The following is a 15,462-nucleotide window of genomic DNA, read 5'->3' as shown; positions in this document are numbered from 1 at the left end:
AGCCTCACTTCAAAAACCTATAGTCGTTCCTTAGTCGAACGCATTTACGCTGCTGATAATACGTTTCAACTGTTCATTGAACGTGTAAATTTCTTCAGGAGATAGCCCGCTTGACGCAAGCAGCGACTGTGGGATACAAAGCGCCTTCTCGTAGAGGGCAAGACCCGCTTCTGTGATTTGAATATTCACGACACGCTCATCTTCAGAAGATCGTTTCCTTTGAACCAATTGCTGAGCTTCCATCCGCTTAAGCATAGGTGTCAAAGTACCCGAATCAAGATCAAGCTTCTCGCTAAGCTCTTTAACTGTACTTTCCTTTTGATCCCAGAGAACCAACAGCACCAAATATTGCGGATAGGTGATCCCCAAACCTTCAAGAAAAGGGCGATACATGCGAGTAATGGCTCTCGAGCTTGCATATAGACTAAAGCACAGTTGATTTTCTAGCTTTAAAAATTCACTGCTGCTCATTGGATAGGTTTCCTTTCTATCAGTCATATTGTGAACAATCGATTTGTTTCAAATGTATATAAAATTACTCCCTCTGTCAAGAAAATACTAATTGTATACTCTGTGAATTCATGCTAGGCTAGTTTCAAGAATATACCAATAAAGGGGATAATGACCTATGAACTGGTTTCTTGCTCATGAGAAAGAACTTGCCGACGTATTTGCAGAGGCAGAGGGCATCATTAGCGCATTTCCAGCACCGTTAGATCACCTCGGGCTTGCCTATCTTGCTACATTTGACGGAAGAAAAGAAGAAAGCACTAAAAATTATATCTGTTACCTTCTACCGTATTGGATGAAAGACATTAGTGATCTGCCACCAGAGTCAATGAATAAACTCTCATTAGCGAATGTTTTCGTCATGCTCTACTATTTTATACAAGATGATATTATGGATTCAGCCAAAGGTGAGCATAAGGACAAGCTGCCTCTCGCCAATTTATTCCATATGCATTTCATATCTATTTATAGAGAGATGTTCCCTGCCGCGTCGCCTTTCTGGGGTAACTATGAGACGTATATCATGGAATGGTCTGAAGCTGTTTCCAATGAGCAGCAATCCGATTACTTCCATCACGACATTAGCAAAGTCGCTAAGAAAGCAAGTCCAGTCAAAAATGCCAGCACAGGAGCACTTCTATTAACTAACCAAGCTCACCTTATCCCTGTCGTTACTGCGGCTGTTGAACAAACGCTTATCACTTTACAAATGCTGGATGATTGGGCTGACTGGGAAGAAGATTTGGAAGAAGGTTCTTACAACTGTTTATTAGCTTCGATGCGTAAGCAGTTGCGGCTTTCAACGGATAGTGCTATATCTCCTGAAATGGTGAAGCAGCAGCTGTACGTGCATGACTTTCTGGATTTCTATGGGCAAATCGCAATTACTCATCATGAGCAATTGTTAGACTTACAAATATCTATGACGCAAATGATCAATTTCCATGATTCGCTTGTGCAAAACATTCAAAAAGTAGCACTGGAAATCAAAGAAAATAGAAAAATGTTAGCATCAGGGGGATTCTATTATTTTTTGTCGAAAACCAGTTAATTTTGATAGATTATTCCGAATATTCGTGCTATAATTTTTTTGTAGGTAAATTTACCCAATTGAGGAGTGATTAGTCATGTCATCCAATGAAACATTGAAAGCTCAAATTATCCAAAAGGCTTGGGAAGACGAAGCATTCAAGAACCAACTTATTGCTAATCCCAAAGCCGCATTAAAACAAGCATTTGGCATCACACTCCCAGATGACATCAAAGTTAAAGCCGTAGAAGAAACTTCTACTGAATTTGTTCTCGTCATTCCTACGAATCCTGCAAAAGTATTAGTTACTTCGAATGCCGTTGAAAGTATCTGGTAAAACAAAATATAAAAGAGGTGCCACGTAATTACGCAGCACCTCTTCTTTATTTTACAGCTATGGATGGAAACCTAAGGACTACCTCAGTACCTACGTATTTTTGACTTTTAAATTCAATGTGGCCCTTCATAATTTCAATAATTCGGAAAGTAACCATGAGTCCTAATCCGGTTCCCTTCGTTTTCGTGGAATAGTAAGGCTCTCCTAATTTGGTTAACTGCGCAGGTTCAATTCCTTCTCCATTGTCTTTGAAATGAATATATACTTCTCCATCTTTCTCATATGCCCATATATGAATCTGGCCATCAACCTGAAAGGCTTCGATACTATTTTTGATAATATTTATAAGCACTTGCTTCAACTTTGATGAATTCCCTTGTATAAACAAATCATTAGGAACACTAACCGTAATCCGCCCACCATGTAATGTGGCCAATGGTACAATAATACCTTCAATTTGACTAATTTCCTTCGAAACATTTAAATCAACGAGTTCATCCAGCTGTGGCTTTGCGAATGTCAGGAAGTCCGTAATGATTAGCGAAGCCCGATCTAATTCTTCTATTGCTATTCCCATGTATTCTTTGTTCTTATCATCTGTTCTAGCTGCGACAAGCTGTAAGAATCCTCTCGTTACTTGCAAAGGGTTTCGCACCTCATGCGCGACAGATGCCGCCAACGAGCTTATCATCTCCATCTTATCCGAGAGCTGAAGCTGATGGTTGTAAAACTCTAATTCCTTAGAATAGTTGATCATATGCTCCTGATTGATTGCAAAGCGTCTACCTAATATAACAATGAGGGCAATTATAAATCCTACTACGCCCCATTTCCACAAGAAAAATTGATATTTTTGAGAACTAGCATAGTAGCACATTAAATCTAGGACACTCATTAGAGCCAATAAGGCAAAACCGGTTGAAAAAATAACAGCTTCCTTGTTCCCTCTTTTCACGAATACAATGGATAAGCCAATAATTAAAATGAATTGAATAATCATAATAGACCCCAAAACGGTAACAGACGCAAAGAAATACGCTTTGATAAATCGATAATCATTGAGTTGATTAATAAACATAAATGCAATTGAAATAGCGGAATAAATAATCTGGAATTTCCTAAACGCTCTAATCCACTTAAAATTCCCATTATCAAATATTTTTTCAAAGAAATAGGTGAGTGTTGGTAAAAAAACAGCAAGTGAAATATCAAATAAATCAAGAAATAGGTCGCCATAACTCGTGAAATTTGCGTACATGAAAGGCGAATACGTAATAAAAATAGTTCCTAGAGCTAAAATAAGTAAACTAAGTGAAATCCAGCTTGCAAGTTGAATTTGCTTCAAAAAGAAAGAACATATCAGCATAATCGCTGCAATAAAAAGAAATGCACAGCCTAGAATGATGTTCTGCAAATCCCGAAATATAAATGATCGAGTCAAAGCTGAATAATGATCCAGTTTAATTTCTGAATGTAAACCTAATCGATCCATTGATGTCCCCAGCTTTAAATATACGAATCCCCCCCCATCTTCACTACCTACAGGAAATAAGCTTCTCTGTTCATCAGTTGGAAAATCAAAGTTTATTTCTCGAACTAATCGATCGCCAATATATACCCAGAGTTGCTGGGCATAAATTTGTTCAATGTAAATGCCATAGTCTTTGGGTACATCAGGCGGAAGCTGGAATCGAACCCATGCTGATGAAATTTCTTTCGGTTTCTCGGGAGACGCGTCGCCATTCCTGACTGTTATCCATTTATTTGTAGTTGAAGAAGCCATAACATCATCAATTCCATCGGTTGAATCACTCCACAATATACTCCACGCTGGAATCGGTTTCAAATCCTCTTGATCATCGGCATTAGCATGGGAAGACATAAATCCACAACAGAAAATCATAACCAACATCGTTTTCCAGAATTCTCGTCGAGATATCCATTTCATTTATTTTCCTCCCCCGAAGAAAACTGTAAGTAATTAACAATATAATAAATTCGACAGGTTTCTTTGCATTCCCTTTTTATTACACGGTAAACATTTGAAAAACAAAACATAAACAACCCCCTGCAAAATATCATCAGGGGGTACAGCTTATTGTATAAATTTTTACATTTATAATGTAGTGAACAATTGACTCCTTGCAGGCACAGTTTCAGCGACAATGCTGCCTTGGCTCACAACATAACGACAACCAGGCTGCTTACGAACAAGAGCCATAGCATCATCTCCAGGCAGCAAGATAAAGCTTGCAGGATGGCCAATCTCGAGCCCGTATTCCTTGAGCTGCAAGGTTTTCGCTGCACGCGTCGTAATCATACGCACAAGCTCCGCCACTTCCTCGCGCCCCGTCATATGTGCTAAATGAGCAGCAATATGGGCTGCTTGCAGCATATTCCCTGTACCCAGAGGATAGAAAGGCGTCTGAATATCGTCATGCGCGATGCTAACATTAACACCAGCCGTCCATAATTCCTTAATCCGGGTGATCCCTCGGCCTTTGGGATAGACGTCGTATCTGCCCTGCATAGCACTATTGATGAGCGGACAGCAAACGATATTCACGCCCGAACGCGCAAGTAATCCCTGCACCTTTTGGTAATAAGCTTCGCCATAATAAGCTGCAGCGTTCGCATGCGCAGCTGTTACTCGCTCGCGTAGTCCAGAACGAATCGCTAGATGGGCAACGTTTTCTAGGAAAGTGGAGTGCGCATCGTCCATTTCATCACAAAAAACATGGACGAAGCAGCCATACTTCTCTGCTAGATTGAAGCAAATTTCAAGCGATAATAGCCCTTCCTCACGCGTAGGCTCTAGATGCGGAATCGCTCCAATGCCATCTGCGCCAAGCTCAAGCGCTTGCTCCAGACGGCTTTCATTATCCGGACAAGCGCGAATACCATCTTGAGGAAACGCGATAACCTGCAGGTTCATGTATGGCTTTATGCGCTCGCGCAGGGCAAGAAGCGCACGTAGAGCAGTCAAATTCGGGTCAGAGATATCTGCTTGGGAACGCACATGCAGGATGCCGGCAGCCATCTGCATCCGAAGCACCTTCTCTGCTCGTTCGGTGACATCTTCGTAGGTGAGCGTTTTTTTCCGCTTTTGCCATAATCCGATACCTTCGTATAGGGTCCCGCTCTCATTCCATGATGGCTCCCCCGCCGTTAGGACGGTGTCCAAATGAATATGGGACTCCACAAAAGGAGGGAGCACCAGGTGACCGATACCATCGATTTCACGTTCCCCATGCTCGGCAATACTTCCAAGTATGGCGATTTTTCCGTTTTTTACACCGATATCTACAAGACCTCGGTCCTCTGAATGTCCAAGCATTCGCACATTACGAAATACAATATCAAGCAGCTAACTCACCCTCTTTACCTTGGTGCCATTTAGTTATCCTTTTTCATCTCTGATTCATGCCAAGAACTAAGCAGCCATTTGGCGAAAGCGTTGACTAATAGAAAGAAAATAATGCCCAGTGCTGATGCTGAAAGTCCACAAGCAAATAAGTAAGGTGTTTTTAAACGAGCAGCGGCATATGTTATCGCATAACCAAGTCCGCCTTGTCCTCCGCCAATACCGGCAATGTATTCACCGACAATAGCCCCGACTACGGATAAAGTACATGAGATTTTCAAACCGGCTACGATATAAGGAAGGGCAGCTGGTATGCGCAGCCTCCACATCGTTTGAATCGCATTCGCATTGTATAAATAAAACAGGTTACTCATATTTTGGTCCGTGGAATTTAGACCGATTAACGTATTCGAAAGCATGGGGAAGAATCCGATTAAGAATGTAATAATGACAATCGCATTCACACCCGCATCGAACCATATCACTATGAGAGGGGCAATGGCGACAATCGGAATGGTCTGTAAAATAATCGCATAAGGATAAACACTCTTCTCAATCCATTTGGAGCTTGCCAATAGAATGGCACCTGTAATCCCTAATATAATACTGAGGAAAAATCCAAGCACAGCTTCCAGCGTTGTTGTCCTTACAGATACCCATAGTCCGTGTCTGTTTTCTACGGCTGCTGCTACGATATCGGAAGGCTTAGGTACTAGATAAACAGGCGCTTTCACCAAATAAGCAATAAGTTCCCAGCCTCCGATGAAAACAACAAAGGCGACTAAGGGCGGCAAAAGATTCTTAAGCAGCATCAGGAGTCGACGCCCTGGCGAGGCCCCGTCTTCCAATCGACTAGCCCAAGCTGCCCGTTCGCGGGCAGGGAATATTTCATCCGGCAGTATTTGCAGGTATTTAGAATCTACAGCCATTGTACGTCCTCCTTCATTTACATCTCATAAATGATTTTCCCTGGATTAAGCAGCCCTCTTGGGTCATTCTCACGTTTCTTACGCTCCATGCTGCCAACTTCACCACGTCCGCCATGATCCAACACCCAGGTATGAGGATCAAATATTTTCACGCCGATAGATTCACAATATCGAATGATTTCGTATAAACGTTCTTCGCTTTCAAAGCGAACAACTGGAAGCGAGTTAGGCGAGATTTCTCCACCGCTGCGTACCCATTCAAAATGCAGGTAAACCTCTTCCCCATATTTGTCTTTAATCTTCTGAATTTGTTCCATATAGCTATCCAGCTTAAATCCAGCTTGGAGATATGTCATGGAAGGGTCCGTTTTCATTGCCCATAGTGTCGTATGATTCCATGTGAAATCCGATACCCCGATCGTTTTTCGGTAATTTTTAGCCTCAATAAGATGGCCGATGTGCCCGCCATAACTTTGAGCTAGAGCTTCAACTAACGGCAGTGAATCCTCAGCGAATTCAAGCATGACAGCGGCCATACCAGACTTAATCACTTTGGCAAACGGAACGAAATACGAGGGAATTGGCCACTCCATCGGAGCAATGAGTCGTTTCAGAATAGCTTCTTCTCTGGCAAGAGCCTCACCGAATCGCATCGACTGCTCGAAGGTGTCGAAATTAGCAATAGCCTGAGCCCACTCGGTTCGAGGAGAAAGCGGGATGGTCACCTCGGTCAAAATGCCGGTCGTCCCATAATTGTGAATATAATCAAATAAATCACGGCCTTGGATAACCAAACGCTGCGGAGATTCTTCCATCGTATAAATGACGGCTTCCAGCACATTGCCATCCCATAGGTTTCCGTGAGTAATCGAGCCAATTCCGCCGGAACCACCGCTCACAAAGCCGCCCACCGTCGCTTTCACATAGGTGCTGGGGTAAATGCGAATTTCTTGTCCGACTTCGCGAGCCTTTTTATCAATGACACCTAGACGAACTCCACATTGTAAACGAGCAAACCCAGGTCCGATTTCAAGAATTTCATCCATTCGGCTTAAATCTAAGACAATACCGCCCTGCATGGGGACCGCTTGACCATAGTTACCTGTACCAGCCCCACGAACCGTAACGGGAATGTTATGGCGGTAACCAAAGGCTAATACTTCCGCCACCTCGGCTTCATTGCGCGGTATGGCAACGGCATCGGCTGCCTTTATATTCTGCAATTGGCGATTAAGCACAGGGGAGTACCAGTAATAATCTTTAGAGAGCTTTTCTCTCGTTTCGCCATCGACAAACACGATTTCTTTAGCAAGCTGCTCCTGTATCTCTTTCTCCCAGCTAATATTCATGGCCATGAGCTTATTCACCCTTTCATATCAATGATCCAAAGCTTCAGATACTTCTCGAACTAAATCACTGAACTGCGTCGTTGTGCGGAAGCTTTCATCTCGAGGAAAGGGGACTGGGATATCCATCTTCGCTGATATTTTACCGGGACGCGGTGTCATCACAACAACACTTGTGGATAAGAATACCGATTCGAATACGTTATGCGTAACGAATAGCACGGTCATGGATTTATCCTGCTGCCAAATATTGAGCAGCTCCATTTGCAAGGTTTGACGCGTAATTTCGTCTAAGGCGCCGAAGGGCTCATCCATGAGAAGCAGCTTTGGTCTTGAAATGAGGGCGCGCGCGATGGAGACACGCATCTTCATTCCTCCGGAGAGCTGTCTAGGCAGCACCTTCATATAGTCCTTCAAGCCAACTAGCTCCAATACGCGCTGGGCCTCTTCTTTCTGTGTCTTCTTATCTACACCGCGCAATTCAAGCGGCAATCTTACGTTAGCTTCTACCGTAGACCAAGGCAGCAGCGTATGATCTTGGAAAACAAAGGCGATATCACTTTGTTTTCGTGCTTCTTTCGGCGTCGTTCCGAATACATCTAACGTCCCTTTACTCGGCTTGGCAAGCCCTGTGATCATTTTGAAAATCGTTGATTTCCCACAACCAGACGGACCAACAAAACAAAGGAACTCCCCTTCTTGTATCGTTAGATTCACATCTTGCAAGGCAATTGTTCCATTTGGGTACGTTTTAGAGAGATTCTCCATACTTACGAATTTCGGACCGGATACTTGTGAGTTGGATGTATGGATCAGAGAAGAATTCATAGCCATTTTCTTCATCTCCTGTATATGTTTTTTGGGGCTAATTTTTCAAAGACGTCATCTCAAAAGCTTGGAAGATGAGCAGCGCCTCAGCAATATGTGCACCGTACCTTTCAGCCATCGCATGGCCTTTCGTTATCGTTGCTTGCGTAGCATCGCCAGAAATGCCTGAATGGGATAAATCATCCATCACCCAAGCAAAAGCACGATTGCGAAGGCCCAAATAACGCGAATCCGGGTAATTCGGATATTCCGTAGGAGCAAGCTCCATATGAACCCAATCGGGCTTAGCAGACATCACTAAGGAAGTTTCCATATCACCCGCATGAATACCAGCCTGCTTCTCCAGCGGCGTTATCCATTCATCAGCCCCACCGAGTCCACCGGGATCTAATCGAAATACAGCCAATCCCGTTTCAATACGAATTTCCCGGCCCATCATATTTAATAAATCCGTGTTGCCCCCGTGCGTATTCACTAGTACTAATTTCTGAAATCCGCTTTTGCTCAGGCTTTTCGCTATATCCATCACGACAGCCATTAACGTAGTAGCAGATAAAGTTATTGTTCCTGGATGGCCAAGGTGCTCTGTACTTTTCCCATACGGAATGGCCGGCAGCAACCATATATTCGCATCATCGGGAAGCTGTTCGAAAGCCTCGGTCAAGAGCACTTCGGAAATTAATGTATCGGTAAACACTGGCATATGCGGACCATGCTGCTCAATCGCGCCAACCGGCAGAACGATGAGCGCATTATCTTTGGGAACCTGAGCAACCTCGAGCTTACTTAAACGGGGAAAAAAGCAGCGATCCCACGCTTTTCCTTGATAACGACTGAATGACAAGCTGAGCACCTCCAAGTAAGTGGACATTATAGTACGAATAAGCTCTTATGAAAAAAGACCCAGACTCAAAGTGAAGAGCGGATCCTAAGTTTTCAAATTAGCGTCGTTCAAAATTAAGAAAATTAAGCTTATCTTGATTGGAATAGCTGTAAAGCAGCGGCTACATCAGCAACCCTCTCTCCTAATCGAGCGGCCATCAGAAGCTCTCTTGGATCCGGAGATAGCGAACTGTCTGGCCCTGCTAAAGTGGATGCCCCATAAGGCGAGCAACCAATCGCATCCGCGGTTAAATATTCGGGATTCTCCGAATATGGCAGTCCAACGAATATCATGCCAAAATGAAATAACGGAACCATAGCGGTTAAAATAGCAGCTTCATGTCCCGTATGAATGGAAGCTGTACTATTAAAAATGCCTGTCGGTTTTCCTTCCAAAGCACCTTCAATACAAAGCTCTCCAGCCATTTCAAGAAATAGCTTAACTTGGGCAGGCATCGTGCCATAATACGTAGGAAATCCCCATAGAATGCCATCCGCCCAACGCAAATCATCGTTCGTCGCAATAGGAATATCCTGCTGTAAGGCTTGTGTAGCTTCATATTTACTGTAACGATCTGTTAAGCGAAATTGCTTAGAAAGCGTCGCTGCGCTTGCCAACTGCTCATTTCCCGCTCTGGATCTTTCTTTATCTTGCTGAATAACACGATTTTGAACAGCAATCATTTCCGGAATACGAACGATCCTGACCTGATGCGCTCCGGATTGGCTAGCTCCATCTGCAACAGCCTGCGCCATTTGAAATACGTGACCGAATGCGCTGTAATAGATGACCAACAGGTTAGCCATTAAGACTCTCACCCTTTCGCGAATTCAGGTTTATGGAAGGATACACTCTCGCTTGCCTCTTGCCAATAATGAGCTAAGGTCTTATCCTGCCACTCTGCTTTATTTGAAGCCATTCGCACAAAGCTTCCGTGACTATAAACCCAACGGCGTTCAGGCAGCATGGTAAAGAGTTCTTCCGGTGTACTTCCGTCTATAATAATAAAATTCGCATAATTACCAACCTTTACCTCATAGGAAGTTAGACCCAGCACCTTGGCGGGCACATCTGTGATCATGCGCAGCAGTGTGCGAAGATCATTCGGTCGCCCCATATGAGCGGCATAAGAGCCAATAAGAGCAATTTGTAATAAGTCGCCTCTGCCAAAAGGATGAAAGGGATCGTGAATATTATCAGAAGCCACTGCAATTGGAATGCCTGCTTCCCAGATTTCCTTCAAGCGAGTTACACCACGTCTAACGGGGAATCCGTCATGTCTTCCTTGCAAATACAAATTGACTGCTGGTAATGAGACTGCTTTGAGGCTTGCATCAGCCATACGGTCAATGATGCCGTGAGCATCTTGATCCGTCATTGAAGCTAATGCACATAAATGATCGACGGTAACTCTTCCAGAATAACCCTCTGATTTCGTTCGCAAAGCGATATGATCGATGGTGCGCATAGCTGGATTGTCTGTTTCATCACAATGCAGATCAATCGGCACATCATATTTCTCTGCTAATTTGAATATATAATCGATATCTTCCTTAGGGGTTAATGACAAATGCGGTGCTCCACCAATCCCATCGACGCCCATCTTTAGTGCTTCCTCCACAGCATCAACATCTAGTGACATGAAATTATAAGGACACATCGGAAACAGCTGTAAGCTGATGTAAGGCGATAATGCTTCTTTGGCTTCCAAAGCAGCCTCAATTGTGCGTAAGGCTACCTCTCGTGAGGCTCTCAAATTAAAATCAAGATGTGTACGAATGTGTGTTGTACCAAATGATAAAGCTTGCAAAGCCGAACGCATGATTCTTGATTTAATCTCATTTTTGGTAAAAGACGGTGATGCACTTGAATAATTGCGTACAGCCTCTTCTAAGGTCCCGCTCCGGTTCTCAACTGACGTTAGCGAGAAAGATTTGTCTAAATGCATATGAGCATCTACGAAGCCTGGCAGTATTATTTTTCCTTCAAGGTCAATGAACGAGACGCCCGATTCTCCTGTTCCAAGCTGCGGTTTCCATTGTTCCAATGACATTGCACCAGAATAGGCAGCATTAGCTTCTTGCTTCTGAATCTGAGTCCAGACGCCTTCACGAATCGAGAGACGAAACAAATGCCCCTCATCCTCCATTGGCAATCGAACGTTCACTAAATCCATATTCTTGCTAGAAGCCAATGCCGCCACCCCCTGATTATTTCTTATCCTTTACCCCTTACTTTTTAGGTAAAAATTGCGTTGTGAACACTTTGTCGATGTTCTCTGCTGTTTTCAAAACACCTACATCAACAAGCTGCTTCTGAACTTCTGCCCAGCGCTCTTTGGTCATTACTCCTGTGCCCTTGGTTCCTGCATCTCCACCGAATACAAAGTCCATCTCTTTAGCAGCGCTATATTTCATCATATCTAAGCCCATATCTGGATTCTTCACTTGGATGGAAGGATTGATCTCATCGGAATGATCCTTGTAATAATCCCAGCCTTTAACCGTAGCTTCGACGAAAGCTTTCACTTGGTCTGGATGTTCAGCAATCATTTTCTCCGTTGTGAAGTATACGCCAGCATAAATGTTATAACCGGAATCGGCAACCAAGAGCGTGCCGTGCTCTACCTTTTGCTGAGAAAGAGTGAACGGTTCAGAAGTTATATACCCTTGCGTAAGAGCTTTTGGATCGCTGACAAAGTTAACTAATTGACCTGTGTATTTCATTTCTTGGGCACTGTCTAATTTGTATTTCTTCTTAATAAATTGCCAGAAACTGGCCGTTGATGCCACATATACCTTATGTCCGTTTAAATCACCAAAATCTTTAATCGCAGCATCTTCTTTATGATAAAACACAGCTTGCGGACTTTTTTGCATGGAGGTCGCGATGGCTACAATCGGAATACCCTCTTGTCTGGCTACTAGGATATCATCGCCATTGGCCATTCCGAACTGCGCTTTGCCAGAAGCGACGATTTGTGTAGAAGAAACCTGCGGACCACCCGGCATAAGCGTCATATCAAATCCTGCGTCTTTGTAGAATCCTTTGGCCACGGCCGCAAAGTTCCCGCCATGTTCTGGTTCGGCGAACCAGTTTAAAACAACAGTTGCAGGTATGACTGCCTTGGTAGCTGCAGTTGCAGCCGGTGAAGCTGCTGGAGCGGCGGAAGCCGTCGCTTGCGCCGATGGTGGTGTAGATGGCGCTGACGTTGAAACCGAGGAGCCTGCGTTACCGCATGCGGCAAGCATACTTGAGATCATAACTAAGCTAATGGACAAAACAACTGGGCGTTTCGCTGCAAGCGGATTAGTAAGATTAAATGGTTTCATATAAACTTCCCCTCCATATTTGGTTTTCTCTACAAAAGCACTTATCAATCTTTAGTCAAATATAGAGTTGAAGGCCAGTTCAAGTCAACGAATAGACTAACGTTTTGTGTTTTTACACAACAAAAGTACGTGTTTTTATTACTTTTACAAGAGTTATTTCAGTAAAACACATTATAATTACACAAAAGACGAACATTATTCAGATTGTACCAACCACCACACCTAATTCTTTCAACCATCGGCGATACGCAATGGAGAAACGATCTACCTTGTGATTGAGTTCGACCTGTAGATCCAGTGGTAGTAACTCCGGTTTCTGAGTCTCGATTACCCTCGCATCTTGTTCAAACACGATATCCTGGAAGCGAATAAAATTCGCGTCATCTACGTCATAGGCATAATTCCGCGATACCATCATGAACACAACACATTCTTCTGCGGCCACAGGCAATACCGTCAACATAATCCACAAGGTTTGGCCATTACTTGGATCTGCTTTGGATAATCGAGCGGATAGAGGCCGATAAACTTCCTTCATATAGACGTAAGTCGTACCTTCACTCTTATCTGAGCCAGAATGGGCAACGGGTTGAAAGATCGGAATATTCTCGATATAAATGCGTTCCTTCTCCTTGATAACCTGAAAGTCAGGCAGCTCCGCATAGTCGGGGTGTCCGAGCAGATTCTGATGAACGAACATCAAATGTGCGAAGTCTGTAAAATTCTCAATCACTCTCGTTCCAGCTGCTTCAACTTTGTATGGGCCGCAAGGTAATGGACGAAACTCCGGATTAGCAAACTCTTCGAAATGAGGCAAAGGCGCCACGGGTTCACCCATACATACCCAGATAAAGCCGTACTTCTCTTCACAGGCATAGGTTTGCGCTTTAGCTCTGAGAGGAATCTTCTCTCCCTTAGGCTGAGCTGGAATACAGACACATTGCCCAGATGAATCATACTGCCAGCCATGGTATGGACAGACTAGGACATCATCTTGTACCCACCCTTTGGAAAGCATGGCTCCACGGTGAACGCATAGATCTTGCAGGGCATGAACCCCTTTGCTAGAGCGGTAAATGGCTACTCTTTCCCCCAAAATGATGACACCTACAGGTTGGTCTTTCAGTTCAGACGCGAGATACACAGCATGCCAATCATTTTCAAGTACAGGATCATGCAGACGTTGTAAAGCCATTGAAATCATCCTCCTTTGGGTTTCTGAACATTTGTTTAGCGCAAGCTTTAAGATGAATTACTCTATATTTGAAAAAATAGGATACTGACCAGACAGCTTACTGCGTAGAAGATCAACCCTTGCTTGTGCTCTCTCTAGAACTTCCTGCTCATCGATCCACGTGCTTTTACCCTTCTCTACGACAACCTGACCGCCAACAATAACGAGATCGACATCATTGCCGTTCGCGTTATAAACCAGTGCTGAGGAAGCGCGATGCACGGGACTAATATGGGCTTTCATCATATCTACGGTCACTACATCTGCCTTCTTGCCTGGCTCAAGACTGCCCAAATCAGCACTCCTTCCAACGGCCTTGGCACCATTCACTGTAGCCATACGCAGCACATCCATCGGAGGCAATAAGGTAGCATCCAGCTCATTTACCTTATGTAAGCATGCCGTGAACTTCAGCACTTCTAAGTTATCTTGGCAATTATTGCTGCCAGGACCATCCGTACCTAGGGCAACGTTAATGCCCATTCGCAGCATTTCAGGTACTCTGGCAACACCAGAAGCTAAGTACATATTGGATACTGGACAATGGATGACGGAAGCTTGCTTTGCACGAATCATTTCTAGTTCTCCATCATCGAGCCACACACCATGAACAACTTGAGTTTGCTCGCCGAGCAGACCAACTTCATTCAGTAATTCCAAATTGCGAAGCCCATAGCGGGTCATCGTTGTGTCGATCTGTTCACTCGTTTCAGCGACATGTACGTGAGAAATCAGCTTGCGATCCCGGCTAAAGACAGCCGCCCGCTCTAGATACCCTCGGGAACATCCATATAAATTTAGCGGCCCCAATGCAATTCGAATCCGGCCGGAAGCAGCGCCATCCCATTCATCGAGCAATCGATCTGTACTGTCAAAGATCTGTTCCTCCGTCTCCCTTAATCGGACTTCTCCGGCCAAATCCGAGCCGCCTCTGGCTAAATGTCCGCGAATCCCCGAATCCACCATCGCTTGCAGTACACTTGCATCATTCTCTGGATACGTGTGGATATAATGGTGATCCATCATATATGTCGCACCCGATTTTAAATTTTCGATACACCCGATTAAAGCAGCTAAGTAAAAGTCTTCTGGCTCCATCGCGAGACTCATCGGCCAAATAATCTCCTTCAGCCACTGTGCGAGCGGTGAGTGATCCGACACCCCTCTCATGAACGTTTGAAACAAATGGGTGTGGCCATTGATGATCCCAGGAATGACGACTTTACCCGAAGCATTGTACGTATACGAAGATTGTGAGATTAAATGGTCTAAGCTCCCGTCTGCCCTCCATTCCCCCACTTCACGGATCACATCGTGTTCCATATATACATAGCCAGGTTTGAAAATCTGATTGGAGGCATTCATGGTCAACACCGTACCGTTGTAAATTAATTTGTTTGACATTTTACCACCTTTTTGTACGTTATATAATCTAACATTAATTTTATTATTTTATTTACGTGTTATGTTAATTAACATCATTATATGGATGAAGCTTTTTATCGTCAACTCCATTTGTAAATGAAATAAATAGATATAGTTACGTTTTTAACATAATATTAGTAATATCGATTAACATAATTTGATTTCGAACGAAAAATCGGTTCTTTTTATGAGAATACTATGATAATATTTACATCTGTATATATTTTACGAAAAAGGAGTCTTG

14 protein-coding genes are annotated in these 15,462 nt (G+C 43.7%); 2 read left to right on the top strand and 12 right to left on the bottom strand.

Annotation, left to right across the window (positions count from 1 at the left end):
• Positions 1-30: 30 nt before the first annotated feature.
• Positions 31-471 (bottom strand): MarR family winged helix-turn-helix transcriptional regulator, encoded by a 441-nt coding sequence (locus ASG85_RS06120; protein WP_047676650.1) that lies wholly within the window; start codon positions 469-471, stop codon positions 31-33.
• 157 nt (positions 472-628) lie between these two features.
• On the opposite strand from ASG85_RS06120, the gene ASG85_RS06115 reads away from it, so the two are divergent.
• Both ASG85_RS06115 and ASG85_RS06110 read left to right on the top strand, forming a co-directional pair.
• Entirely contained in the window at positions 629-1,561 is a 933-nt protein-coding gene (locus tag ASG85_RS06115; protein ID WP_060645656.1) for a hypothetical protein, read from the top strand.
• Between the two features lie 76 nt (positions 1,562-1,637).
• Positions 1,638-1,877, top strand: coding sequence for an NHLP leader peptide family RiPP precursor (locus ASG85_RS06110; RefSeq protein WP_060645655.1), 240 nt, complete (start codon positions 1,638-1,640; stop codon positions 1,875-1,877).
• A 46-nt stretch (positions 1,878-1,923) separates the two neighbouring features.
• Here ASG85_RS06110 and ASG85_RS06105 read toward each other — a convergent pair whose 3' ends face one another.
• The 11 genes from ASG85_RS06105 to ASG85_RS06055 form a co-directional block, all read right to left on the bottom strand.
• The gene (locus tag ASG85_RS06105; protein ID WP_162257238.1) at positions 1,924-3,789 is read right to left on the bottom strand and encodes a sensor histidine kinase; all 1,866 of its coding nucleotides are present in this window, start codon (positions 3,787-3,789) and stop codon (positions 1,924-1,926) included.
• A gap of 204 nt (positions 3,790-3,993) precedes the next feature.
• A complete protein-coding gene (locus tag ASG85_RS06100; protein ID WP_060645703.1) occupies positions 3,994-5,214 on the bottom strand; it encodes an amidohydrolase family protein in 1,221 nt (406 codons plus the stop codon).
• A 59-nt stretch (positions 5,215-5,273) separates the two neighbouring features.
• Positions 5,274-6,053, bottom strand: a complete 780-nt coding sequence (locus ASG85_RS06095) for an ABC transporter permease (RefSeq protein ID WP_235549482.1) — start codon at positions 6,051-6,053, stop codon at positions 5,274-5,276.
• Between the two features lie 134 nt (positions 6,054-6,187).
• Positions 6,188-7,525 carry an FAD-binding oxidoreductase gene (locus ASG85_RS06090; protein WP_235550075.1) on the bottom strand — a complete coding sequence of 446 codons (1,338 nt, stop codon included), beginning with the start codon at positions 7,523-7,525 and terminating at the stop codon, positions 6,188-6,190.
• Positions 7,526-7,546: 21 nt separating this feature from the next.
• Positions 7,547-8,344 carry an ABC transporter ATP-binding protein gene (locus ASG85_RS06085; protein ID WP_200961661.1) on the bottom strand — a complete coding sequence of 266 codons (798 nt, stop codon included), beginning with the start codon at positions 8,342-8,344 and terminating at the stop codon, positions 7,547-7,549.
• A gap of 37 nt (positions 8,345-8,381) precedes the next feature.
• Positions 8,382-9,197 (bottom strand): creatininase family protein, encoded by an 816-nt coding sequence (locus ASG85_RS06080; RefSeq protein ID WP_321166565.1) that lies wholly within the window; start codon positions 9,195-9,197, stop codon positions 8,382-8,384.
• 119 nt (positions 9,198-9,316) lie between these two features.
• Positions 9,317-10,033, bottom strand: a complete 717-nt coding sequence (gene wrbA / locus ASG85_RS06075; RefSeq protein ID WP_057307196.1) for an NAD(P)H:quinone oxidoreductase type IV — start codon at positions 10,031-10,033, stop codon at positions 9,317-9,319.
• 8 nt (positions 10,034-10,041) lie between these two features.
• The gene (locus ASG85_RS06070) at positions 10,042-11,421 is read right to left on the bottom strand and encodes an amidohydrolase family protein (RefSeq protein ID WP_235549465.1); all 1,380 of its coding nucleotides are present in this window, start codon (positions 11,419-11,421) and stop codon (positions 10,042-10,044) included.
• 37 nt (positions 11,422-11,458) lie between these two features.
• Positions 11,459-12,559 carry an ABC transporter substrate-binding protein gene (locus tag ASG85_RS06065; protein WP_057307195.1) on the bottom strand — a complete coding sequence of 367 codons (1,101 nt, stop codon included), beginning with the start codon at positions 12,557-12,559 and terminating at the stop codon, positions 11,459-11,461.
• Positions 12,560-12,758: 199 nt separating this feature from the next.
• Positions 12,759-13,754: an aromatic ring-hydroxylating oxygenase subunit alpha gene (locus ASG85_RS06060; RefSeq protein WP_057307194.1), complete on the bottom strand. Its 996-nt coding sequence runs from the start codon at positions 13,752-13,754 to the stop codon at positions 12,759-12,761.
• A 57-nt stretch (positions 13,755-13,811) separates the two neighbouring features.
• A complete protein-coding gene (locus ASG85_RS06055; RefSeq protein ID WP_057307193.1) occupies positions 13,812-15,197 on the bottom strand; it encodes an amidohydrolase family protein in 1,386 nt (461 codons plus the stop codon).
• Between the last annotated feature and the right edge of the window lie 265 nt (positions 15,198-15,462).

This window comes from Paenibacillus sp. Soil724D2, from assembly GCF_001427935.1.
In the GTDB taxonomy this organism is placed as follows: domain Bacteria; phylum Bacillota; class Bacilli; order Paenibacillales; family NBRC-103111; genus Paenibacillus_E.
Note: the sequence above shows the minus strand (reverse complement) of the source record. Positions and strands in the feature narration are given on the sequence as shown.